At 62.3% G+C, this 22,532-nt stretch carries 21 protein-coding genes; 12 read left to right on the plus strand and 9 right to left on the minus strand.

Going from position 1 to position 22,532, the window contains the following annotated elements; genetic code table 11:
* Positions 1-5 precede the first annotated feature (5 nt).
* Together acs and DIC75_RS05955 are read right to left on the minus strand one after the other, a co-directional pair.
* Positions 6-1,904, minus strand: coding sequence for an acetate--CoA ligase (gene acs / locus DIC75_RS05950; RefSeq protein WP_250987118.1), 1,899 nt, complete (start codon positions 1,902-1,904; stop codon positions 6-8).
* 451 nt (positions 1,905-2,355) lie between these two features.
* Complete coding sequence (locus tag DIC75_RS05955) at positions 2,356-2,670, minus strand: transcription factor S (RefSeq protein WP_250987119.1); 315 nt, start codon at positions 2,668-2,670, stop codon at positions 2,356-2,358.
* A gap of 126 nt (positions 2,671-2,796) precedes the next feature.
* Between DIC75_RS05955 and artA the strand changes: the two genes are divergently transcribed.
* Positions 2,797-3,621, plus strand: coding sequence for an archaeosortase A (artA, locus tag DIC75_RS05960; RefSeq protein WP_250987120.1), 825 nt, complete (start codon positions 2,797-2,799; stop codon positions 3,619-3,621).
* A gap of 184 nt (positions 3,622-3,805) precedes the next feature.
* Here the strand turns inward: artA and DIC75_RS05965 are convergent, their stop codons facing one another.
* A complete protein-coding gene (locus DIC75_RS05965) occupies positions 3,806-4,438 on the minus strand; it encodes a CDP-alcohol phosphatidyltransferase family protein (RefSeq protein ID WP_250987121.1) in 633 nt (210 codons plus the stop codon).
* Between the two features lie 143 nt (positions 4,439-4,581).
* Between DIC75_RS05965 and DIC75_RS05970 the strand changes: the two genes are divergently transcribed.
* On the plus strand, positions 4,582-5,274 hold the full coding sequence (locus DIC75_RS05970; protein WP_250987122.1) for a RibD family protein: 693 nt from the start codon (positions 4,582-4,584) through the stop codon (positions 5,272-5,274).
* 9 nt (positions 5,275-5,283) lie between these two features.
* On the opposite strand, the gene truD is transcribed toward DIC75_RS05970, so the two are convergent.
* Positions 5,284-6,555: a tRNA pseudouridine(13) synthase TruD gene (truD, locus tag DIC75_RS05975; protein ID WP_250987123.1), complete on the minus strand. Its 1,272-nt coding sequence runs from the start codon at positions 6,553-6,555 to the stop codon at positions 5,284-5,286.
* Positions 6,552-6,914, minus strand: coding sequence for a peptidyl-tRNA hydrolase Pth2 (gene pth2 / locus DIC75_RS05980; RefSeq protein ID WP_250987124.1), 363 nt, complete (start codon positions 6,912-6,914; stop codon positions 6,552-6,554). Before pth2 ends, truD begins: the two co-directional genes overlap by 4 nt.
* 721 nt (positions 6,915-7,635) lie before the next feature.
* Between pth2 and DIC75_RS05985 the strand changes: the two genes are divergently transcribed.
* From DIC75_RS05985 to gyrA, 8 genes are all read left to right on the plus strand, one after another.
* Entirely contained in the window at positions 7,636-8,787 is a 1,152-nt protein-coding gene (locus DIC75_RS05985) for a geranylgeranyl reductase family protein (RefSeq protein ID WP_284738439.1), read from the plus strand.
* A 62-nt stretch (positions 8,788-8,849) separates the two neighbouring features.
* Complete coding sequence (gene cbiM / locus DIC75_RS05990; RefSeq protein WP_250987126.1) at positions 8,850-9,488, plus strand: cobalt transporter CbiM; 639 nt, start codon at positions 8,850-8,852, stop codon at positions 9,486-9,488.
* A complete protein-coding gene (locus DIC75_RS05995; RefSeq protein WP_250987127.1) occupies positions 9,488-9,838 on the plus strand; it encodes a PDGLE domain-containing protein in 351 nt (116 codons plus the stop codon). The genes cbiM and DIC75_RS05995 overlap by 1 nt, the downstream gene beginning before the upstream one ends.
* Before the next feature lie 30 nt (positions 9,839-9,868).
* Positions 9,869-10,702, plus strand: a complete 834-nt coding sequence (locus tag DIC75_RS06000; RefSeq protein ID WP_250987128.1) for an ATP-binding cassette domain-containing protein — start codon at positions 9,869-9,871, stop codon at positions 10,700-10,702.
* Positions 10,699-11,514, plus strand: coding sequence for a cobalt ECF transporter T component CbiQ (gene cbiQ / locus DIC75_RS06005; protein WP_250987129.1), 816 nt, complete (start codon positions 10,699-10,701; stop codon positions 11,512-11,514). Before DIC75_RS06000 ends, cbiQ begins: the two co-directional genes overlap by 4 nt.
* A 256-nt stretch (positions 11,515-11,770) precedes the next feature.
* Entirely contained in the window at positions 11,771-12,085 is a 315-nt protein-coding gene (locus DIC75_RS06010; protein ID WP_250987130.1) for a hypothetical protein, read from the plus strand.
* Between the two features lie 239 nt (positions 12,086-12,324).
* Entirely contained in the window at positions 12,325-14,295 is a 1,971-nt protein-coding gene (gyrB, locus tag DIC75_RS06015; RefSeq protein WP_250987131.1) for a DNA topoisomerase (ATP-hydrolyzing) subunit B, read from the plus strand.
* Positions 14,285-16,711, plus strand: coding sequence for a DNA gyrase subunit A (gene gyrA / locus DIC75_RS06020; RefSeq protein WP_284738410.1), 2,427 nt, complete (start codon positions 14,285-14,287; stop codon positions 16,709-16,711). Before gyrB ends, gyrA begins: the two co-directional genes overlap by 11 nt.
* A gap of 123 nt (positions 16,712-16,834) precedes the next feature.
* Here the strand turns inward: gyrA and DIC75_RS06025 are convergent, their stop codons facing one another.
* Positions 16,835-17,050, minus strand: a complete 216-nt coding sequence (locus tag DIC75_RS06025; RefSeq protein ID WP_250987132.1) for a hypothetical protein — start codon at positions 17,048-17,050, stop codon at positions 16,835-16,837.
* Positions 17,051-17,241: 191 nt separating this feature from the next.
* Between DIC75_RS06025 and DIC75_RS06030 the strand changes: the two genes are divergently transcribed.
* Positions 17,242-17,655 carry a secondary thiamine-phosphate synthase enzyme YjbQ gene (locus tag DIC75_RS06030; protein ID WP_250987133.1) on the plus strand — a complete coding sequence of 138 codons (414 nt, stop codon included), beginning with the start codon at positions 17,242-17,244 and terminating at the stop codon, positions 17,653-17,655.
* 144 nt (positions 17,656-17,799) lie between these two features.
* Here DIC75_RS06030 and DIC75_RS06035 read toward each other — a convergent pair whose 3' ends face one another.
* On the minus strand, positions 17,800-18,063 hold the full coding sequence (locus DIC75_RS06035) for a stationary phase-response protein (RefSeq protein WP_250987134.1): 264 nt from the start codon (positions 18,061-18,063) through the stop codon (positions 17,800-17,802).
* Between the two features lie 66 nt (positions 18,064-18,129).
* Here DIC75_RS06035 and DIC75_RS06040 point away from each other — a divergent pair, with 66 nt between their 5' ends.
* Positions 18,130-18,510 carry an Sjogren's syndrome/scleroderma autoantigen 1 family protein gene (locus DIC75_RS06040; protein WP_250987135.1) on the plus strand — a complete coding sequence of 127 codons (381 nt, stop codon included), beginning with the start codon at positions 18,130-18,132 and terminating at the stop codon, positions 18,508-18,510.
* On the opposite strand, the gene DIC75_RS06045 is transcribed toward DIC75_RS06040, so the two are convergent.
* Positions 18,501-20,753 carry a DEAD/DEAH box helicase gene (locus tag DIC75_RS06045; RefSeq protein WP_250987136.1) on the minus strand — a complete coding sequence of 751 codons (2,253 nt, stop codon included), beginning with the start codon at positions 20,751-20,753 and terminating at the stop codon, positions 18,501-18,503. The two genes, DIC75_RS06040 and DIC75_RS06045, sit on opposite strands and share 10 nt — an antisense overlap.
* On the minus strand, positions 20,750-22,480 hold the full coding sequence (gene glyS / locus DIC75_RS06050) for a glycine--tRNA ligase (RefSeq protein WP_250987137.1): 1,731 nt from the start codon (positions 22,478-22,480) through the stop codon (positions 20,750-20,752). Before glyS ends, DIC75_RS06045 begins: the two co-directional genes overlap by 4 nt.
* Between the last annotated feature and the right edge of the window lie 52 nt (positions 22,481-22,532).

The following is a 22,532-nucleotide window of genomic DNA, read 5'->3' on the forward strand; positions in this document are numbered from 1 at the left end:
GTTGTCTATTCTTCCAGGGTCGAGATGTCCCCGGGGTCCATACCCAGTTCCTGCGCTTTTAAGACCCGTCTCATGATCTTGCCGCTGCGGGTTTTGGGGAGCGACTCAACGAATTCAATCTCGGACGGTATGGCGATGGGGCCGAGCGTCATCCGGACGTGGTAGACGAGGTCGTTTCTGAGTTTCTCACCCGGCTCGCGGCCGTTCTTGAGAATGACGAAGGCCTTGATCGAGTTCCCCTTCAGGGCGTCGGGTTTTCCGATGACGGCAGCCTCCGCCACCGCATCGTGGGAGACGAGTGCGCTCTCGACCTCCGCGGTCCCGATGTTGTGCCCGGCGACGACGATCAGGTCGTCGGACCGCCCGATGACCATGATGTAGCCGTCCTCGCCCTTCACCGCAAGGTCGGCCGCCGTGTAGCATCCCGGAACGGTGTGCCAGTACTTGCGGTAGCGATCGTCGTCATTCCATATCGTCCGCATCATCGACGGCCAGGGCTCCCTGATGACCAGGAGGCCGCCGGTGCCCGGGGCGACCGGGTTGCCTGCCATGTCGACGACGTCCGCGACGACGCCCGGGATCGGTTTTCCGGCAAACCCGGGGCGCATGGGTTCGCCGATCATCGTGGTCACCATGTGCATCCCGGTCTCGGTCTGCCACCAGGTGTCCACGATCGGGCACCGGTCTTCTCCGATGATCCGATAGAACCACTCGAACGCCTCAGGGTTGAGCGGTTCGCCGACCGACCCGAGGATACGGAGCGACGAGAGGTTGTAGCGGTTCGGCCACTCTTCACCCACCCGCATGAACATCCGGATGGCGGTCGGGGCGGTGTAGAAGACGGTGACGCCGTACTCCTCGATGAGATTCCAGTAAGTGCCCGGGTCCGGGTAGTCGGGCGTGGCCTCCGCGATGAGGCAGGTGGCGCCGTTCAGGAGCGGGCCGTAGACACCGTAGCTGTGGCCGGTGATCCACCCGGGGTCGGCGGTGCACCAGTAGATGTCATTGTCCTTGATATCGAAGACGTGCTTCGTCGTATAGTAGGTCCCGACCATGTAGCCGCCGCAGGCATGCACGATACCCTTCGGGGACCCGGTGGTGCCGCTCGTATACAGGATGAAGAGCGGATCCTCGGCGTCCATCGCCTCAGCCGGGCACTCCCGCTCCACGCCCTTCATCAGGTCGTAGTAGTCCACCTCCATCTCGGGGTGGAGTTCCACGGGCTTGTCGGCATCGCGCCGGAGAATAACGATCCGCTCGACGCTCGGGGCGTTGACGACCGCCTCCTCAACGATGTTCTTGAGCGGGATTGCCTTGCCGCGCCGGTAGGTGACGTCGGCGGTGACGACCACCTTCGCTTCGATGCCCGTGATACGCTGGTTGAGCGCGCTGACGCCGAACCCGCCGAAGACGACCGAGTGGATCGCCCCGATACGGGCGCAGGCGAGCATCGCGATGATCTGCTCGGGCACAACCGGCATGTAGATGCAGACCCGGTCCCCCTTCCCGACGCCGAGGCGTTTCAAGCCGTTTGCGAACCGGCAGACCGCCTGGAAGAGCTGGCGGTAGGTGAAGATCCGCTCCTCCTCCTCGGTCTCTCCCCGCCACATGATCGCGACCTTGTTCCGCCGCTGGTTGTGGACGTGGCGGTCCAGGCAGTTGTGGGTGATGTTGAGTTTGGCGTTGACGAACCACTTAGCGTACGGGAACTCCCACTCCTTCACCCTGTCCCAGGGCTGGTACCACTCAAGCTCCCCGGCAACGCTGCCCCAGAACCCGTCAGGGTCCGCCAGGAACTCCCGGTAGGCCCGGTTGTAGTCGCCGATCCATGAGTGCTCTTTAAAGCTGGCCTCGGGGGTATAGTACTTCGCCTCCTCGAGTTTGACGTTAAAATCTTCAGCCATGCGATTGCCCCTTATTATACATTATTAATAATGTATTTTATATCAACATTCTGGTTCAGGGTCCGGATGCGCCGGGAAAGGATCGTCGGGAACTGGTTGCCGGAGCCGCACCGGGAGGGGGTCCGGCTGAGCAGAATTGTGCAACTCTTGAGAGGTTTTTGGCAAATTACAGGCCACAGAGAACGATTTTCGGGCGGGCGCCGGGATGGCTCCGGGGTTCTGCCCGGGGCGGATCGTTGCGCAATGGGGAAATTCGGCCTTCGCCCGGGATCGATAGTATACATAGACTTCCGTCCGGGACAAAAAAGGCAGATAAAAGTAATTCAGGGTGCGCTTAGCGTGGGCGCGACAGATTGGAAACAGGCCCCCACGGGGTGAAAAATAACCTCACAAAATCCAACAGAAAGAAAAAACCCCGGGAGGGGCAACAAATCAATAAAATGGCTCCAGCCTAATCGTACTCGCGCCAGGTTTTGCCGCAGGCGGTGCACCGGAAGAACCTGACTTCGCTCTCATCTGCCGCACGCAGCTGCCGCAGCCACCAGTATGCCGTCGTGCAGTCGCACTCCGGGCACTTCATGGTCGCGGTCGGAAGGGTCGCTATCTTGTCCTCTTCGTCGACGATGGTGATCTCTTTCTCCACGCGTTTGTCTGTCTTCTTTAACCGGTCCGAGTCATCGATCTCCCGGATATAGCCACATTTTTTGCATTTCAGCTGACCACCGGACGATATCATCAGGCCTTTGCACTGCGGACAGAACATCATTGTAATAAATGTGGTGCCGATCGAAATTAACCCTTGGTCGCACGGGGTGCCGGGTCCGCACGGCCGGTGACCCGGGCGGAACGGGCGCACAAATGATTTATTGCCGGATACGCCGAAGGGTAAAGGATGAAGGATTACCTGGTGCTGATCTCCTGCATCTGCTTTCTCGCCTTCCTTATCCCGAGCAGGTTCCGGAAGTACTTTGCCCTCGGCGGGTGGGCAAGCATCGTCGGATACCTCTTCCTCGAGCTCCCCTACTACTTCTCCCTCAACAACTTCATGTACCCGGCGATAGCCCTCCTCTCGGTACCCTTCCTCTATATCACTGCAAAATACCTGCTCCGCGACGATCCCCGGGTGATGCAGATCTCGACGATAGCGGCCGTGGCGTTCCTGATCTATGCCCCTTTCGGCTACATACCGGCACTCGGGAACTGGCTGATTGCAGTCGTCGCCGACCAGACATCCGCGGCGCTCGCGGCGGTCGGCTACCCCGTGACCTTCCAGGCCTGGAACCTGATGGAGCGCAACGGGTTCCAGACCGAGATCATCCTTGCCTGCACCGGAATCCAGAGCATCGCGATCATGCTCGGGGTAGCCTGGGGCGTGCAGTCGACGGCGAGGCAGAAGATCGCCGGCTTCCTCCTCGTCTTCCCGACGATCTATATCCTGAATATCGTCCGAAACGTCTTCGTGATCACGGCCTACACCGAGCAGTGGTTCCCCTACCTCCCCGAGATCGCCGGCAACGGCGAACTCGGTTACGAGAGTTTCTTCTGGGCGCACAACGTCATGGCAGAACTCGGGGCACTGGTATTTCTCGTGGTCCTCGCCTATGCCCTCTTCATGATCATCCCCGGGCTCGGCACCCTCGCCGACAGTCTTTACCGGCTCTATCGCGGTGAGGTTGAGCAGATCGTCCGGCCGAACGCCGGGGGACCCGAGCCCTGAACCCCGATCGGGTTTCGCGGTTCCTGCCCGGAGCGGGCCGATGAGATGCCTGCCGCAGGGCGCACGGGAAGGTCTCTACCCGGTTCACCCTGTACCTGCCGGTCTGCTGTTCTTCCGGGGAGGGGTGCTGCCGCGCGGAGAGCGATCCAAAAGAAAAGGGAAGGGCAGGCGGACGGCCCTCCCATCAGGAGTACTGCCGGTAGAGGTAGAAGATCCGCTGGACCGCAGAGAGGTTCGTGCAGACCGCGATGAGGAGCACCGCAACCCAGAGGTAGCCGGTCACGCCGCCGAGCACCAGCGCGAGGATCGTCTCGGGCCTGCCGAAGAAGCCGACTCCCTCGAGGGGGTCCTCGATCTTTCCGGCGATCCGCTCACTGTAGCCGATCTCCGCATACGTGACCGGCTTGATGAAGGTGTTGATCAGGGATCCTGCGAGCGCCAGCCCCACGACACCGAAATCGGCGATCGGCGGGACGTCTAGGAGGTGGCTGACGATAGGGATGCCGGAGAACCCAACGCCGAGGATGATCGCCGCGTCGACATATTTGTCGGCGACCCAGTCGAAGACGGCCCCGAATTTGCTCTCTGTATGGTTCTTCCGGGCGACATTGCCGTCCACCAGGTCAAGGATCGCAGAGACGACCAGAAGCAGGCTGCCTGCGAGGAAGTAGCGCCCGGAAAAGGCAAATGCGCACGAAAAGCCGAAGAACACGGAGAGCACCGACACCTGATTCGGCGTAACGCCCAGGCGTATGAAAAACGACGCGATAGGCTCCGTATATTTGATGAATTTCGGCCGCAGGGAGGTTATATTCATCGCATAATTTATCAGCCCGGAAGGGGTTTAACCTTTGCTCTGGCGGACGGGGCCGCAACACCTCACCCGGAAGAGTGCATACGCTCCAGAATCACCAGATTCATAAACGCTCCCACCAGATAGATCACCGGGAACGAAGACCAATGCCAGATCACGACAGGCCGCACGTGCTCATGATGTCAGAGATCACCGTCGACGGGAAGCTTACCCTGAAGCGCGGGGCCTCCAGCAAGATCCTCATGAAGTATATGGCCCCCGAGACCGAACTCCTCCTTCACCAGACCCGGGCGGAATACGACGCCATCATGGTCGGAGCAAACACCATCAGGATCGACAATTCTTTCCTGACGGTCCGGCTGGTAGAGGGGAAAAGCCCGATCCGTGTCATTCCGAACAGCCGGGGGGATATCCCGCCGGATTCAAACGTCCTTGGATCGGACGCCCGGACGATCATCGCCGTCAGCGAGGCTGCACCGCCGGAGAAGGTTGCGCGGCTCCGGGCAGGCGGCGTCGATGTCGTTGTCGCGGGAGCGAGCCAGGTCGACCTGCCGGAACTGATGCGGGTTCTCAAAAGAGATTACGGCGTCTGCCGGATGATGATCGAGGGTGGACCGACGCTGAACTGGTCCATGTTAAACCACCGCCTCGTAGATGAGATACGCCTGATCCACCTGCCGTTTATCGTCGGCGGTGCCGATACCCCGTCTCTCGTCGGGGGCATGCATATCGAGACAGAAGAAGAGATGTTCCGGCTCTCCTTGAAACGCCATTTCATGTGCGGGAGCAACCTGGTCACGGAGTGGGACGTGCTCTACAGTCCCGCTCCCGGAAATTAATTTTTTGGGCTAGATCATCATATAGGGGTCCGCCTTCATGTATTCCCGGCAGACCGTCGTCGCGTAGTGGCCGGGAGGGAGCGTAAACCTGAGCCTGACGCTCAAATCGACCACATCCGCCTCCACGTCGGTGGAGAGGCTGATCGGCCGGAGGGCCCCGGCGAACTTTGTCGAGACGAACCGGGAGACGCGCTCGAAATTCCCGGTATCGATCCCTGATTTTTGCATCAAGTCCTGCAGGATCTCATCCATCGGCCCGTGCGACACGATCGGTTCCGAGCCCGGGATGAAGAGAGCGATCCGGCACCGGCCGCGACGGATCTGCAGCAGGGCCGCCTGCCGGTTCCGCGCGGAGACGATGTCTTCGCGCCCGTTTGCAAAGAGCAGCCGGTCGCCGACCTCCGGTTCGGTCAGCGAAAGGCCGGCTTCTATACGGGAGGAGAGCGCGCTGTTGAAGAGATACGACTGGAACGCGCTCACGAGAAGCGAGAGGAGCTTTGGCGGGAGCGCCTGAAGCGCACCGGCATAGTCGCCGGGGTTCGCAACGAGGTGGTTCAACATCGCCCGCTCGTAGGTCATCTGGACGGGGAGGGCGGCGAGGGCCGCCCTTGCGTCCCGGGTCTTTGCGAAGTGAGTCCGGGCCTGTTGCGCAACCTCCGATTCGCGGGGGTATGACCGGCCGACATACGTGGCCACGGCGCCTTCGTAATCACCTTTGAGGATGCTCTCGCCGACGACGTGGGTGACCGGCCGGACGACGCCGAACCGCTGCAGCCCGTAGTAGTTCGGTACCCCGGCGGACGCGACCTCCGTCGCCGCCTGCACCCGCGCCGGGAGGTCCTCTGCGATGCAGTCCCGGATGGTGATATCGAACCGGTTGCCTGCGAGGCCCCCGAGGACGAGCGAGTGCTGCGACCGTCCGACGACCTCGAGCGTGATATCGGCAAGATGCACCTGCCCGACCGCTTCGGGCGAGACGTCATAGAGAGATATGAACTGGGTGGTCACCGCGTTCTTGTCCTTGGTCCCCGCCCAGGCGATCCGCCGGTGGCTGATGCCGAGCCGCTTTGCGATCTCCTTGACCGCCCGCTGGAGTTCCCAGTTCTTCTTGGTGAGCCGGCAGATCAGGTACGGGCCGTCGGGATCGCTGATCGGGAGCGGCAGCTCTTCGACGACAAAGTCTTCCGGGCTCGAGCGGAGCCGCCCGCCGATGCCGGGAGCGTCGGACGCGTAGTAGCGCATCCCCAGTTCCTCTTCGAGGGGATAGGGTGAGGGCATCATAGCAGGGAGAGGTCGCCGGTGATCCGGTCGAGGTCTTCGGCACGGGCGGGCCCGAGACCGAGCGCGGTCACGGTCCCCGGCGGGATCTCGGTCATCCCGGCGTCCTGGATGATCGATGCGGGGATGCCCGCCCGCTCTGCAATCGTCTTGAGTTCAAAGAGCTGCCGCTCGGTCGATGCCTTCAGCACCACCTTCTTCTGTCCCTCGTCAAGCCAGGCCTTCCTCGCAAGCTTGTCGGCCTTCTCGTAGGCCCCGATGGCGGCGTGGGCGATCTGTGCGCACTTCTTGCCGCAACTCATCTTGACGTCGGCGCGCACGACCAGGCATTGCTTCCACTTGAACTCCCGTAGATCAGGCATTTCGTACTAGTTGGGGGATGATCCGTCAAATACGCAGCTATGGGGACGGGGGGCGGCACGCGGCCGGCGTCGTGGAGGGGTGGAGAGGGGGGTCGCAAGAGCGGGGAGGCAACCAGCCGCTCATCATAACCTCACGAACCATTACACGGATTTCCAGTGGATATCGCGTCTGGGGGAGGGGCTGACGGGGAGTGCGAGCGCAGCGAGCTTGAGCACCGTTAGGTGCGAGGGGGGAACATCCCCCCTCCCCGCAAGGGGACACCTGTAAAACCCCTCATTGCAACCCCCACCCCACCCGGCCTCCGGCCTCCTCCTCCGCACCTTCGGTGCTCATGCTCCGGCCCTATGGCCCATCGCAACTCGCACCTGCGGTGCTTAAACTCCTGCCGTTCCGGCAGTCGTTCCCCGCCCCGAGGGTCGGGGGCAGTGCGTGGCGATATCCCTCAAAATCCGTGCCAGGGCTTGCGAGGTCTCGAAGAATGCCGGGGGTTCTACCTGGATTTCAACCACCATCTGGCAGTCTGAGAGTGCAAGCGAAGTGAGCATGAGAAGACCAAAGATCTTCGAGAGGGACATGCTCGCTCACGACTCGACCCCCCATCCCCCACCCGCTCCCTTTTAAATCACCGAACGTCCACTTTACTCAGGAACCCGGTCGCCGGCCTGCAGCACAGGGGCAGGCAACCGGCACCGGAAATGCACGTGTGCGGGGCATGGTAATCTGGTCTGGGATGTTGTTGTTGTGGGCGCGGGCCCCGCCGGGAGTGCCGCGGCGCGGGCGTGTGCGGAGAAGGGGCTTTCGACGCTCTGTATCGAGGAGCACGGGACGATCGGCTACCCCGTGCAGTGCGCAGGACTGCTCTCCGCGTCCGCGTTTGCCGAGTGCGGCGTCTCAGAGCGATCGGTCCAGAACGAGGTGAGCGGCGCCCGCATGGTCTCGGATCTTGGTGGCGAACTCCTCTTCGATGCCCGGGCCACAAAGGCCTATGTCGTCGACCGGGGCCTCTTCGACCGGGAGATGGCAAAGAATGCGGCGGATGCTGGCGCGGAGTTCCTCTTAAAGACCAGTGTATCGGGCATCAGCGGCTCCTCTCTCCAGACCCGGGGGGCCCGCGGGCGCGAGGAGATCCCCTTCCGCCTCATCATCGCTGCGGACGGGCCGCGGAGTTCCGTCGCCCGCATGCTCGATCTGCAGCGGCCTGAGCTCTACCTCGCCGGGGTTCAGGCGGAGGTTCCCTACGAGATGAATCCGCGCTACGTGGAGCTGCACCCCAACGCCTCGCCCGACTTCTTCGGGTGGGTGATCCCGGTCTCGGGGACCCGGGCCCGCGTCGGCCTCTGTGCCCGGGAGCACGCAAAGGATCACTTCGACCGGTTCATCTCCCGCTACGGGGGGAACTCGCTCCACCTCGCAAGCGGGGTCATCCCGCTCGGGGTTATGCCGCAGACCTACGGCCGCCGGGCACTCATCGTCGGCGACGCGGCAGGGTTCGCCAAGCCCACGTCGGGGGGGGGAGTCTACACCGGCATCCGGTCCGCAAAACATGCGGCCGCGACCGCGGCGGCGTGCGTGGCGCGCAGGACATTCGATGACGGGAGCCTCCGGGATTACGAACGGCGCTGGAAGGAAGACTTCGGGAAAGAACTCGATATCGGAATGAAAGCACTCAGGATGCGGCAGAGAATGACGCCCGAGGAGATCGATCGTCTCTGCCGGGCCTTAAATGACCCGGACCTCATCGAGACGATCGTGGAGCACGGCGACATGGACCGGCCGGGCACCCTGCTTCGAAGGCTCGCCCTGAAACCCGCATTGGTCAGGGCAATGGGCATACTTTTCGCGTCGGGAGTACGTCAGGTTCTTACCGGTTGATACAACTCTCGCGCTTAGTAATACATTTATACCTAAACGTAATACAACTCGTCAGGTGTGCCATGCATATACCTGATGCATTTATACCGATGGGACAGGCCCTGGTCTACTGGGTCATCGCCCTCGTCTTCATCGCTCTTGCCCTCCGGTGGGCGCGGCGCTCGATGGGAGAGGAGAAGATACCGCTGGTCGCCGTGCTTGCGGCAGGCATCTTCGCCATCCAGGCGTTGAACATCCCCATTCCCTGGGGAACGAGCGGCCACATGGTCGGTGCGGCGCTCGCGGCAATCGTCCTCGGGTCGCCGTATGCGGGGGTCTTCGTCCTGACGCTGGTGCTCCTCGTGCAGGGCGTCATCTTCGGTGACGGCGGCATCACCGTCATGGGCGCCAACATCGTCAACATGGGCGTCGTCGGCGGGTTCGTCGGTTACTATGGCTATACCGGCATCAAAGGCGTGATAGGGAATGCATATGCCGCTGCGTTCATCGCCGGCTGGGCGTCGCTTTTTGTCTCCGCAATCCTCTGTGCGGTCGAACTCGCAATCGCCGGCACGTTCCCGCTCAGTCTCGGACTCACCTTCATGGGGACCTACCACGCGGTCATCGGTCTCATCGAGGGAGGCATCACCGCGGTCGCTCTCTACCTGATAGCCTCGGCACGGCCCGACATCCTTGAACACCCGAGAGGGGTGAGCGCGTAATGGAGACGAAACAGTTTGTCATCATCGGTGTGGTGATTGCCCTCGTGATCGCCGTTGCCGCGCCGTTCCTTGCGTCCGGTGACCCCGACGGCCTCGAGAGCGCGTTCTTCAGCATCTACGAGGCAAAGCCGTTCATGGGGAGCGAACTCGACGAAGATGCCGCAGGCACCGCAGAGGAGCAGGTGATCGCCGCGACCGGGAACGACTTCTCATACGAGGCGCTCATGCCCGATTACAGCATCCCTGGCCTCGATAAGACAGGAGAGGTGTTTGCGGTCGTGATCGGCACGCTTCTTATGCTGGTACTGGTATTCGCCGTTGCGAAGATTTCCGCACGGCCCGATAATTAGATACCTGAAAAACTCCCACTTTTTGCTATTATGCACCTGCTCGAGACCCGCGATCTCACACACATCTATCGCGGCAACGTCCACGCTCTCGAGGGCGTGAACTTCGTCGCAGAGAGAAGGTCCCGCATCGCCGTCATCGGGCCGAACGGTGCCGGCAAGAGTACCCTCTTCAAGCACTTCAACGGCATCCTCAGACCCACGTCCGGCGAGGTGCTGGTCAGGGGCGAGCCTATCACGAAGGAGAACATCCGCGAGGTCAGGAAGTTCGTCGGGATCGTCTTCCAGAACCCCGACGACCAGATCTTCTCCCCCACCGTGGAGCAGGACATTGCGTTCGGCCCGACGAACCTCGGCCTCGACGAGGAGACAGTCGCCCACCGTGTCGAGGAAGCCCTGCACCTCCTCGGGATCGAGGAACTGCGCGAGCGCGTGCCGCACCACCTCTCGGGCGGTGAAAAGAAACGGGTCGCCATCGCAGGCATCCTCGCGATGGAGCCGCAGGTGCTGGTGCTCGACGAGCCGACTGCGGGGCTCGATCCCCAGGGTGTCGCCGACCTCGTGGCGTTCGTCAACCGGCTGCCCGAGGAGTACGGCATGACGGTGATCTTCTCGACCCACCATCTCGACCTCGTGGCGGAGATGGCGGACTTCATCTATGTGATGGACCGGGGAAGCGTGGTGGGCTCCGGGACGGTCGAGGAGGTCTTCACCCGGCCGGAGCTGCTCACCAGGACACGGCTCGACGTGCCGCCCATACCGAAGCTGATCCGGTCGCTGCAGGAGAGCGGTATCGCCATCGATATGGCCTACACTTACGAAGATGCGAAGAAGTCGTTCCTCGACGCCTACGCGAGACGAGAATGATCGACGATCTCTACTTCATCGAGAAGTCCGCTTACCAGACGAGTGTCGTCCACCGACTGGACGCAAGGATTAAACTCCTCGTAGCCCTCGCTGCCATCGTGGCCGTCGTAGCCCTGCCGTACTCGACGAGGGTCTACGAGCTTGGCGCCGTCCTTTTCGCTCTCGTTGTCGTCCTCTGGGCCGCATCGCGCCTCTCGCCAGCCGTCTACCTCCAAAGGCTCGCCCTCATCCTGCCGTTCGGGATCTTCCTGGTCGGGTTTCAGGTATTCGTAAAAAACCCTTATTACGAGGTTTTCCACCCGATTGCGACCCTGCCCTTCGGGATAGAGGTCTACGCGGAGTCGGTGGAGTTCGCGTCGATCCTCCTCGTGAAGTTCATCGTCAGCATATCGTTCATCGTCCTGCTCTCGTCGACGACGAAGATGCAGGACCTAATCGAGGCGGCAGGGAGGCTCGGTCTGCCCAGGGAGTTCACCCTCACGCTCGGGATGATGGTCCGCTACATCTTTGTCTTCGCCGAGATGTTTAACAGGATACGAACCGCGATGGAGACCCGGTGCTTCGATCCCCTCGACCGCACCCTCCCCTACCGCTACCGGCTGCACGAGATCGGCTACACGGTCGGGACGATCTTCATCCGGTCCTACGAGCAGGGCGAGCGCACCTACACGAGCATGCTCTGCCGGGGATACGGGGCGAACGCCGGCCTCTACATCCGACGAAAACCCCTCCGTGCCGGGGAGATTGTATTCTTTGCCGCGACGCTTGCCTTCATCGCGACCTCCACGGTCCTGATCTACCTGCACCCGTAGGTCAGATTGCGTAAGGCGCGCCGGGTCGTGCTCCTGCCCGTCCCCTCGAAACTCTTCGGCCCGTCGTCACTCGAAACCCTTCGGGTTTCTCATGCTCCTGCCGTTCCGCCAGTCGCAACTCGCATCTGCGGTGCTCATGCTCCTGCCGTTCCGCCAGTCGCAACTCGCATCTGCGGTGCTCATGCTCCTGCCGTTCCGCCAGTCGCACACGGAAAAAACGGATCGTTCATATAAACCGGCGGTGCATAGGGAAAGTATGCCCCAAAAGAGCGAATTCGGCAGAGGGTTCGTCGTCAGCCTGATGCTGCTTTCACGGCACTTCGGCCTGCCCCCCGAGAAAGCCTTCTTCGGCGCCGCGGATCACCTCAACGACCTCACGGTGCCGGAGCAGTTCCGGGGAACGGAGATCGAGGAGCTCATCGAGCGCCTCCGCAAGATGGTGATCTGGCACCAGCCGGGCACCCTGGACAAGGAGGACGCGACGGACATCAAGAGGCTTCTCAACCGGATAGCGGTCGCAGTCGATACGCACCTCGGCATACCCGATCCGGATACCGGGAAGTACGACTGACAGGCGCGCTCTCTTCCCTCCCGGAACCTGCCCCGCAGGAGACAATACGGGAGGGATAGGTCGGGGTGCCGGGCCTCTCCGGGTGCGCTCGCGTGGAGGCCTCCTCGCACCGTGGACCGGCAGGGTAACCTCCAAACCAGGAATTTTCCGGAGCCATACAGTATAAGTGGTTATAAAACCAATATATACTGTGAGTTTTGCTGCGATTCAGGACGCCGCTCGTTCAGCGGAGGTCACAGATGACTGATACCTACGATGCTTCCCACATCACGGTACTGGAAGGCTTGAGGCCTGTGCGGGAACGTCCCGCCATGTACATCGGCAGCACGGAGACCCGGGGGTTGCACCACCTGGTCTACGAGGTTGTGGACAACGCCGTAGACGAGGCTCTCGCCGGGTTCTGCGATCTGATCCAGGTGACCATCAACCGGGACGGCTCGGTCACGGTCGATGATAACGGACGTGGCATTCCGGTCGATCTCATGCCCCAGTACGGCAAGAGCGCTCTTGAGATCGTCCTCACCGTGCTGCACGCCGGCGGAAAGTTCGATAAGAATACCTACCAGGTATCCGGTGGCCTGCACGGCGTCGGTGTCTCGGTCGTCAACGCCCTTGCAAGCTGGCTCGATGCGACGGTCTTCCGGGACGGCAGCGTCTACGCGATGCAGTTCCGGCAGGGCCAGGTAGCAAAGCCGCTCGCAAGCCGCCCGGAGACCGAGCACGAGATGGAGGCGCGGTACGAGGAACGTTACGGCGCCCGGTCCGGGCAACGGCTCGACTACGAGCGGCTCCGGGGCACCCGGATCACGTTCCAGCCCGACCGGTCGATATTCGAGACCGTCGAGTTCGATTACGACGTGCTGGACCACCGGCTCCGCGAGCTCGCCTACTTAAACAGCGGCCTTACGATCAGCCTCCGGGACGAGCGCACCGGGGACTCGGCCACCTACTGTTTCGAGGACGGCATCAGGCAGTTCGTCGCCCACCTCGGCGAGGGGAAGGAGAGCCTCCACGACGACATCATCTACTTCCAGAAGCGTGACCCCGAGAGCATGGTCGAGGTCGAGGTGGCCCTGCAGTACAACGACTCATACGCAGAGACGATCCACACCTACGTCAACAGCGTGAATACCCGGGAGGGCGGCACCCACCTCGAGGGGTTCCGGAGCGCCCTCACCCGGGCGATCAACAGCGCCGCCCACAGAAACAACCTCCTCAAGAACAACGATGCCCAGATCAAGGGTGAAGACGTCAGGGAGGGACTCGCCTCCGTCATCAGCACCCGGGTGGCGAACCCCCAGTTCGAGGGGCAGACCAAGATGCGCCTTGGAAACAGCAACGTCCGGGGCATCGTGGACTCGCTTGTCTACTCGTCGCTCACCGAGTACTTCGAGGAACATCCGAAAACCCTCCAGGCGATCGTGGACAAAGCAATGGCGGCGGCCAGGGCCAGGGAGGCCGCCCGGAACGCGCGCGAACTCGCCCGGCGAAAGAGCACGCTTGAGTCGACCGGCCTTCCCGGGAAACTCGCCGACTGTCAGGAGCGGGACCCGGCGAAGAGTGAGATCTACATCGTGGAAGGAGACTCTGCAGGCGGTTCCGCGAAACAGGGACGGGACAGGAAGTTCCAGGCGATCCTCCCTCTGCGAGGAAAGATCCTGAACGTCGAGAAGGCATCGGAGCACAAGATCCTGAAGAACGCCGAGATCCAGGCACTCATATCCGCTATCGGGACCGGAGTCGGCGACAGTTTCGACGCGGAGCGAGCCCGGTACCACCGGATCATCCTGATGACCGATGCGGATGTGGACGGTGCGCACATCCGGACGCTCCTCCTCACGTTCTTCTACCGCTACATGACGGGGCTCGTCGAGCACGGCTACATCTACATCGCCCAGCCGCCTCTCTTCCGGGTCGCCAGGGGCAAACAGGAGCAGTACGTCTACCGCGAGGAGGAGATGCGCGAGATCACCGCCGAGTGGGGCGAGAAGGGCGTCTCGATCCAGCGCTACAAGGGTCTCGGCGAGATGAACGCCGGCCAGCTCTGGAGCACCACGATGGATCCTGCGAACAGGGTCCTCAAACAGGTCAAGATCGAGGATGCCGTCTACGCGAACGATATATTCGAGAAACTTATGGGAGAGAATGTGGACGCCCGGAAAGACTTCATCCGCCGGCACGCAAAGGAGGTGAACAACCTTGACGTCTGATCAGGTTGTCCCGATCAATATAGAAGAGGAGATGAAATCATGCTACATCGACTACGCGATGAGCGTGATCATCGGCCGTGCCATCCCCGACGCGAGAGACGGCTTAAAGCCGGTCCACCGCCGCACCCTCTACGCCATGTGGGAGATGGGCAACACGAGCGACAAGCCCTACAAGAAGAGCGCCCGTGTTGTCGGAGACGTGATGGGTAAGTACCACCCTCACGGCGATTCAGCCATCTACGATACGCTGGTGAAGATGGCGCAGCCCTTCTCCTACCGTCACATGCTGGTGGACGGCCAGGGGAACTTCGGGTCGGTCGACGGGGACGCTGCTGCCGCCATGCGATACACGGAGGCCAGGCTCACGAAGATCTCCGAGGAGCTCCTGGCCGACATCGATAAGAAGACCGTCGACTTCGTCCCCAACTTCGACGAGTCGCTCGAGGAGCCCAGCGTCCTCCCGTCACGGGCTCCAAACCTCCTCGTCAACGGGTCGAGCGGGATTGCGGTCGGCATGGCGACGAACATGCCGCCCCATAACCTCCGGGAGGTCTGCGAGGCGACCTGCCGCGTCATCGACGAACCCGGCGTATCTACGGAGGAGTTGATGCGGGTCATGCCCGGCCCGGACTTCCCGACCGGCGGGATCATCATGGGCACCGAAGGGGTCCGGGATGCGTACCTGACCGGGCGCGGGAAGTGCGTGGTCAGGGGAGTCGCGGAGATCGAGGAAGAAGGCCGGACTCCGCAGATCATCGTCACCGAGATCCCCTTCCAGGTGAACAAGGCACGCCTGATAGAGCATATCGCAAGCCTCGTCCGTGACAAGAGGATCGAGGGGATCGGCGATATCCGCGACGAGTCGGACCGGGACGGCATGCGGATCGTGATCGATCTGAAGAAGGGTGTCGCACCCCAGGTGGTGCTGAACTTCCTCTACAAGCACACGGCGCTTGAGTCCTCCTTCGGCATCAATAACCTCGCGATCGTCGACCGCCAGCCCCGCACCTTAAACCTCAAGGAACTTGTCCACGAGTTCCTCAAGCACCGGGTGGACGTGGTCCGGCGGCGGAGCGAGTTCGATCTCGCGAAGACGGAGGAGCGGAGGCACATCCTCAGCGGTCTCCTTGTCGCGCTCGACAACATCGACGCCGTCATCGCAACCATCCGGGCATCCGGGACGACCGAGGAGGCGCAGAAGGCCCTGGTGGCGAAGTTTGCACTGGACGATGTGCAGACGGATGCGATCTTGAAGATGCAACTCCGGAGGCTTGCGGCGCTCGAGCACCAGAAGATCCAGGACGAGCGCGATGCCCTCGCAAAGGAGGTTGAGCGGTTGACCGGTATCCTCGCTAGCGAAGCGAGCATCCTCGCCGAGATCAGAAAAGAACTCGTCGATATCAGTGCCCGCTACGGCGATGAGCGGAGGACCCGGATCGAGCAGGCGGCCGAGGCCTTCGATAGGGAGGACCTCATTGAGGACAAACCGATGCTGGTCTCGCTCACCTCCTCGAACTACATCAAGAGGATCGACCTCGACACCTACCGGAACCAGCGGCGCGGAGGTCGCGGCGTCATCGGCATGGCCACCAAGGACGACGACGGCGTCGAGAGCGTCTTCGTCGCGAATATGCACGACAACCTCCTCTGTTTCACCGATAGAGGGAGGATGTACTGGCTGAAGGTCTACGACCTCCCCGAAGGGCAGCGGGCGAGCAAGGGCAAGGCCCTCGTCAACCTCTTAAACCTCGCCGGCGAAGAACGGGTGACCGCGGTGATCCCGGTCCGGGAGTTCCGGGCCGACCACTTCCTCTTCTTCGCGACGAGGGGAGGAACGGTTGCGAAGATGGCGCTCGACGAGTTCTCGCGGCCCCGGCAGACCGGAATCAACGCCATCAACCTCCGCGACGGCGATGCGCTGGTGGACGTGAAGGCGACCGAAGGCAGCAAGGAACTGATCCTGACGACGAAGTTCGGACAGAGCCTCAGGTTCCACGAGGAGGCCGTCCGCCCCGTCCACCGGGGCGCAATGGGGGTGCGGGGAATCAAACTCCGCCACGGCGATGCCCTGCAGGCGGTATCCGTAGTCGAGGAGGATCATCTCCTTACCATCACGGAGCAGGGCTTCGGGAAGCGGACGGAGTTCGACGAGTTCCGCGGTCACGGCAGAGGCACGCTCGGGGTCAGAAACATCGTCGTCGACGCCCGGGGCGGCGGTGTCGTCGGGTCGAGGGCAGTCTCCTCCGACGACGAGATCATCGTGATGAGCGCGTCCGGTATCGTGATCCGGACGAAAGTTTCCGAAATCTCGATCCAGAAACGGGGCACCCGCGGTGTCCGGATCATGAGGCTCGACGACGGCGACCGCGTCATCGGGTTCACGATCCTCGACTCCGAAGACGGGGAAGTGGAGTGAAACCTCCGCGCACCGACCTTTTTTTCAATCGAACCACATCAGAGAATCGCTTTTGTTCGCCCGACATGGGCACGAACCCGCTCCACTGCCCCCACGGAGCATGTACCGGGCCTAAAAAGGGGGTTAAAATACCGGTTTCTTGAAGTACCTCAGCGCCTCGGGCTGGTGCTGCTCAAGTTCGCTGAAGAAGTACTGCGAGAGTTGCGGGTCGGAGCCGTTGATCGCCTCCTGCAGGGTGCGCAACAGCCAGCCCCGGATCTCCTGACCCCGGTCGAACGTATTCATCACGACGACGACCGCCTCGTCCACATCCTGTCTGTCGTTCCATCGATAGGGCATAAACACTATCTCCGGAGAGGGAATACCCGCCCCACCTATAAAGCGTTTACGGCGAACACGCCCGGGAACACCTCTCCGCACCGAGAACCGTCCCCATAACGTGCCGGTTCCGGCACCCCGTACCACCGTCACTTTCCGCGGGTTTTATCCGGATGAGAGACAACAGGGCGCCTGAATGAGGTGTCCGTAGCATGTTCCGTACAACGATCAAGGTAGAGACGCATGGAGAAGGGGAGATCGTCAACCTCACGTCCGGAGTAGCGCAGGCGATCACCGAGAGCGGCGTACGGGAAGGCCTTGCCTGTGTCTTCGTCGCAGGCTCGACCGCCGCCGTCACCACCATCGAGTATGAGCCCGGCGTGCTCTCCGACCTCCGTCGGGCGCTCTCGGTCATCGCCCCGGCCGATATCCCCTACGCACACGATGCGGCATGGGGCGACGGCAACGGACGGTCCCACGTCAGGGCGGCGATTGTCGGCCCGTCGCTCTCGGTCCCGGTGATCGAGGGCAGGCTCGCGTGCGGCACCTGGCAGCAGATCGTCCTCCTGGAACTCGACGTGCGGTCGCACCGCGAGCGGACGGTCTACGTCACCGTCCAGGACTGAACGCCGGGAAGGAAAGAGGCTCAAGACCCCGGCTGCCGCAGGATATATGAAGGGCAGAGCGATACGGTCGCCGGGCCGGCAACCCAGAGATGGTATCGCCCTGCTCCTGATCTTCGCCGGAATCGTTTGGGAAGAATGAGTGATTTAATCGAGAGGTACCGTTTCCAGCTGCGACACCAGTTCCCAGATGCGGGTCCGTGCGTGGACCGGCATGTTCGGGTCATTGCTGATCTCGTCGATCATGGAGATTGCGGTTGCGGCGCGGAGACCGATACTCCGGGATTCGTCCTGGAGAACCGCTTTGGTCGCGTCTGCGACGCGACGGATATTGCGTGGAATTGTGGAATCCTCGCTGATATTCTGCAGCATCTGGATGCAGATCCGTATTGTTTCGTCTGGACTTGCCATTAGAATTACCCCTCTATTATTAATGGCATCCAGACATATATAAGTTCATTAAGGGAGTTCGACGAAATGACGGCTGATCAGGCTGACGAAGTCATGGCCGGGTATCTCCTGAAGGGAGGAAAGATGCTCGCTAAATCATGTAAGGTCTGCGGGTATCCCCTGTTTGAATACAAGGGAGAGACACAGTGCGTGATCTGTCCGCTCGCCGCACCAAAAGAGGATCTTCCCGAACCGGAGCCGCCCGGCGAGGTCCGGGAACCCGTGCAGTCTCCTGCACCGGCGGCGGCCGCCCGGGAACCGCAGGGCCGGGTGGCCGCGGAACTCGAGCGGACGATCGTCCATCTCTGCGAGCGGATCCGGGGCGAGCAGAGGGCCGGCGAATGCCTGACCCTGATGAAGGCGGTCGAGCGGGGCGCTAGAGCCCTCGCAACACTGGATCAGCGGTAAGGCCTTCGGGCAAGATCCCATATCGCACGGGCCGTCTTTTCACCGATCCCGTGCACGGATGCCAGTTCCTTCTCTTCGGCATCGATGATCGCCTTGAGCGACCCGAAATGCTCGAGGAGGAGCCGTGCACTTTTCATACCGATGCCCGGGAACGCAGCGAGCGCATACTCCTGTTCTTCACGGACCGAGCGGTAGGACTTCTTCGGATGCACCTTGTGCTCTCCCCGCTCGCTCCCCTCCCGTTGTGCAAGGATGTAGAGCATCTCGGCGGTGTCGTCCGCATCCCTCGTGCGCATCAGCGTGACCCCCATATCCACCGTGATGGCCGCAAGCGTGCCCCGGACGGCGTTTTGGTGGATGTTGCGCACTTCGTAGAGGTCTTCCTCGCCCTCGATGATCAGGACGGGACGCGGCACCGCACCGGCCATGGCCTTGATCTGCCCGAAGAGGTCCCGCTCGACCAGGGTGTTCATGAAGTCATGGACGGTCTTGCGCTCGACAAGGATTCGATCGCCGATGGCGTAGTCGCCGAACTCGAGGCGCTCGAGCGTGATCGATGCCCCGAGTTCGTGCAGGCGCTCGGCGACCCGTGACGACGTCTCCCGGTCGTCGACGGTGATCGCCGGTCCCGGGGGAGCGAACGCGAGGAAGTCTATCTGCCTGGTGGCGGCAGGGATAGGCGGGACGGCCGGGGTGGGGGCGGGCGCAGTGCTCATGCCCCTGATCCCGGTCACCATCGCCCGCTCCCGGGTCTGGCTCACGTACCGGAACGTCTCGTCTGAGGTGCCTTTCGTCACCAGCACGACGATCGTGCCGCTGCCGCTCCTCCCGGTCCGCCCCTTCCGCTGGATGCTCCTGATCTCCGAGGGGACGGCCTCGTAGAAGATGACCATGTCCGTCGAGGGGACATCGAGCCCTTCCTCGCCTACGGAGGTCGCGACCAGACACCTGAACTCACCCTCCCGGAACCGGGCAAGGCTCGCGATCTGCTCTTTCTGCGAGAGCCCCCGCTCCGCATCCCGGGAGGCCTGGCCGACGAACCGCTCGCATGCGATGCCGCTTTCGGAGAGCGCGTCGACGAGCGTCTGGACGGTGTCGCGGTAGGTGGCAAAGACGATGATCCGGCTCTGTGGGTGCGCTGCAAGCTGCGCCCGCACGAGTTCCCGGACGATGGCGACCTTGGGATGGAGTTCCTCCTTCCAGCCGCCGGAGACCTCGACGAGACTCTGGTAGGCAGGGTCGCCGACAAGGCGCTTGCTCGCCTTGCTCCCTGCGCTCGAGGCTCCTTCCGCGCCGAGCCGGGCGAGATACAGTTTGAGCGCAACGCTGCCCTGCGTCTCGACGAGCGAGATGGCGTGACGGAGTTTCATGCACTCCGCGTGCAGGGAGGCCGCGATGAACGCGGAGGGGTCCCGCGTCCGTATACGCTGCTGGATCTGGGCGTTCAAGGCGTTAAGCGCCTTCATGGAGAGTTTGTCAGGTGCAGGAACCCGGAAATTGAGTTTCGCGAGCCGGGCAAGACGGGACTCCACGAGCCCCCGGAGAACGACGAGCGCCGCCTGCAGTTCTTCGGGCAGGTAGACGTCGACGTACTGGATGTCGCGCTCGTGGATGTAGGGGCGGACATCCTCGTCGGTCTCCACCCGTGTCTCGACCGCCTCGACACGAAGGTTGTCGCAGACCTCCTGCACCTTCACCTGGTCGCCCCCGGGAGAAGCGGTCATCGCGAGCAGCAGGGGCTTTTTTGCCGTGGTGCAGTAGTGCTGCGCAAGAAAGACGTAGGCGTAGTTGCCCACCGCACGGTGGCACTCGTCCACGACCAGCAGCACGACGTCGGCAAGGCTGTATCTTCCCGCCAGGCAGTCGTTCTTGATCACCTGCGGGGTGGCGAAACAGACCCGGCACGCCTTCCAGGCACTGGTCCGCTCCTCCGGGGGAGTGTCGCCGGTGAACATGACAAAATCGGACTCTTCCGGCTCGGAACCTTCCCGGGAGAGCAGGAACTGCTTGAAAAAGCGGAGGTGCTGCTCGACCAGGGGTTTTGTAGGCGCAAGCATCAGCACCTTGCCCGGGTGGGAGTAGAGGCGGGACGCCGCGACGATGAGCGCGACGGCCGTCTTCCCGAGGCCGGTCGGGAGGACGACCATCGTGTTCGCGTCAAGCGCCCGGAGCGCAATGGTGAACTGGTACCGCCGCTCCTCGATGCTCTGGGGTCGGATCAGCGGGTGGGAGATATGGTTCATGCCCTGAGTTCATGGAATGTGGTGACACCGGAGATGAGTGCGGAGAGGGTCTCCGGCAGCCGCTCGACCGGTATGCGGACCTGCTCCATGCTGTCACGATCCCTCACGGTCACGGTATTGTCCTCGAGCGTATCGTAGTCGACGGTGACGGCAAAGGGTGTCCCGACCTCGTCCTGTCTCCGGTAACGCCTGCCGATGGCGCCGGAGTCGTCGTACTGGGCGAGGATGCGGCATCCCGCGAGCCTTTCCGTGATCGTCTGCGCGATTTCATCGAGGCCGTCCCGGTTCATCAGCGGGAAGACGGCGACCTGGATCGGTGCGACCGCCGGCGGGAGCCGGAGCACCTTTCTTATCTCGCCCTCGACCTCCTCCTCGGCGTAGCTGTGCTCCAGCGCGACGTAGATCATCCGGTCGATGCCGTATGACGGCTCGATGACATGGGGCATCACCTCTTCGCCGCGGACCTCCACCTCTTCCTCGTGAACCTGGTAGAGGTCGGCGGTGATGAAGAACTCCTCGCCGTCGACGGTAACCCGCGCGCCGTCCTCTCCAGGCTCCGAAACGGCCAGCGCGTCTGCAATAGCCTTCGCCTTGCCGCGGAACCGGGGTCCGAGCACGCCCATATCGGCAACGATCCGCCGCTTTACGACCTTTTTGGGCTCGTCGTAGGGTATGAAGACCGTCATCGAGGTGCCGGACTGCCCGGCATGCGAGCGCAGGTCGTAGTTGGTGCGGTCGGCGATGCCGACGATCTCAACCCAGCCGAAGCGGCCGGAGTATACCTCGGCGTCCCAGCAGTCGGCAGCGTAGTGCGCCCGCTCGTCGGTCAGGTGCTGGCGGAACCGGAGTTTCGCCGGGTCAACGCCGATTGCGGTCAGGATCCTGTGGGTGAGCGCGATGTAGTAGGCGACGTACTCGTTTGCGATCAGCCCCTCGTCCACGGCGGCACGCATCGTGATCCCGGCCGGCTCCTGGCCATCGAGCTGACGGTCGATGGTGAGGAGGGGCGCTGGATACTCCGCGTAGCGGTGGAAGGCGGGATGGTCCTTCCGGTCGGGGTGGACGAAGATCTCGGCCTCAGCCTGGGAGAACTCCCGCAGCCGGATCATGCCCTGGCGGGGAGAGATCTCGTTGCGGTAGGACTTCCCGATCTGGACCGCGCCGAAGGGAAGCTTGTCCCGGTAGAAGCGCAGGAGCCTGGAAAAGTCGGTGAAGATGCCCTGGGCGGTCTCGGGGCGCAGGTAGCCCTTCCGCTGCGACCCGGGGCCGATGGTCGTCTCGAACATCAGGTTGAAGGCAAAGACGCCCGCTTCGCCCAGGGGTTCCTTGCATGCAGGGCAGGGAAGGTTACAGAGCGCTGCCTGGAGCGCCTCAGCCGGGAGCGTGCCTGCATTCCCGATGCCGTTCTCCTCTGCGATGTGATCGGCGCGGAGATACTCGCCGCAGTGCGGACACTGCACCATCTTGTCGGCAAACTCTTTCACATGACCGGATGCGACGAAGATTGCTTCATTCCCAACGGTGGGGCATTCGATCTCGTAGTAGCCCTCCTGGAAGACGTAGAACGATCGCCAGAGGTTCTCTACGTTGCGCTTCATCATCGCTCCGAGCGGGCCGTAGTCGATGAACCCGGCGATCGACCCGTATATCTCGGCTGAGGGCCAGACGAAACCCCGTCTTCTGGCTACTTCCATGACTTTTTCGTAAATATCGCTCGTCTCGGCCATAGTCCTGCAGTACAGTTGAGCGCCGGTGCTAATAAAGAATGGTCCTCCCCTC

Source organism: Methanoculleus oceani, assembly GCF_023702065.1.
Taxonomy (GTDB): domain Archaea; phylum Halobacteriota; class Methanomicrobia; order Methanomicrobiales; family Methanoculleaceae; genus Methanoculleus; species Methanoculleus oceani.

What these genes read in the sequence shown, in the direction of transcription:
- DIC75_RS05995 (WP_250987127.1), top strand. Translation starts at nt 9,488, where the DNA reads ATGGAGACGAAACAGTTTGTCATCATCGGTGTGGTGATTGCCCTCGTG.
- DIC75_RS06000 (WP_250987128.1), top strand. Translation starts at nt 9,869, where the DNA reads ATGCACCTGCTCGAGACCCGCGATCTCACACACATCTATCGCGGCAAC.
- DIC75_RS06040 (WP_250987135.1), top strand. Translation starts at nt 18,130, where the DNA reads ATGACGGCTGATCAGGCTGACGAAGTCATGGCCGGGTATCTCCTGAAG.
- cbiQ (WP_250987129.1), top strand. Translation starts at nt 10,699, where the DNA reads ATGATCGACGATCTCTACTTCATCGAGAAGTCCGCTTACCAGACGAGT.
- DIC75_RS06035 (WP_250987134.1), bottom strand. Translation starts at nt 18,063, where the DNA reads ATGGCAAGTCCAGACGAAACAATACGGATCTGCATCCAGATGCTGCAG.
- pth2 (WP_250987124.1), bottom strand. Translation starts at nt 6,914, where the DNA reads ATGCCTGATCTACGGGAGTTCAAGTGGAAGCAATGCCTGGTCGTGCGC.
- artA (WP_250987120.1), top strand. Translation starts at nt 2,797, where the DNA reads ATGAAGGATTACCTGGTGCTGATCTCCTGCATCTGCTTTCTCGCCTTC.
- gyrB (WP_250987131.1), top strand. Translation starts at nt 12,325, where the DNA reads ATGACTGATACCTACGATGCTTCCCACATCACGGTACTGGAAGGCTTG.
- DIC75_RS06045 (WP_250987136.1), bottom strand. Translation starts at nt 20,753, where the DNA reads ATGAACCATATCTCCCACCCGCTGATCCGACCCCAGAGCATCGAGGAG.
- cbiM (WP_250987126.1), top strand. Translation starts at nt 8,850, where the DNA reads ATGCATATACCTGATGCATTTATACCGATGGGACAGGCCCTGGTCTAC.
- acs (WP_250987118.1), bottom strand. Translation starts at nt 1,904, where the DNA reads ATGGCTGAAGATTTTAACGTCAAACTCGAGGAGGCGAAGTACTATACC.
- DIC75_RS05955 (WP_250987119.1), bottom strand. Translation starts at nt 2,670, where the DNA reads ATGATGTTCTGTCCGCAGTGCAAAGGCCTGATGATATCGTCCGGTGGT.
- DIC75_RS06030 (WP_250987133.1), top strand. Translation starts at nt 17,242, where the DNA reads ATGTTCCGTACAACGATCAAGGTAGAGACGCATGGAGAAGGGGAGATC.
- DIC75_RS06010 (WP_250987130.1), top strand. Translation starts at nt 11,771, where the DNA reads ATGCCCCAAAAGAGCGAATTCGGCAGAGGGTTCGTCGTCAGCCTGATG.
- DIC75_RS05965 (WP_250987121.1), bottom strand. Translation starts at nt 4,438, where the DNA reads ATGAATATAACCTCCCTGCGGCCGAAATTCATCAAATATACGGAGCCT.
- truD (WP_250987123.1), bottom strand. Translation starts at nt 6,555, where the DNA reads ATGATGCCCTCACCCTATCCCCTCGAAGAGGAACTGGGGATGCGCTAC.
- DIC75_RS05970 (WP_250987122.1), top strand. Translation starts at nt 4,582, where the DNA reads ATGCCAGATCACGACAGGCCGCACGTGCTCATGATGTCAGAGATCACC.
- DIC75_RS06025 (WP_250987132.1), bottom strand. Translation starts at nt 17,050, where the DNA reads ATGCCCTATCGATGGAACGACAGACAGGATGTGGACGAGGCGGTCGTC.
- glyS (WP_250987137.1), bottom strand. Translation starts at nt 22,480, where the DNA reads ATGGCCGAGACGAGCGATATTTACGAAAAAGTCATGGAAGTAGCCAGA.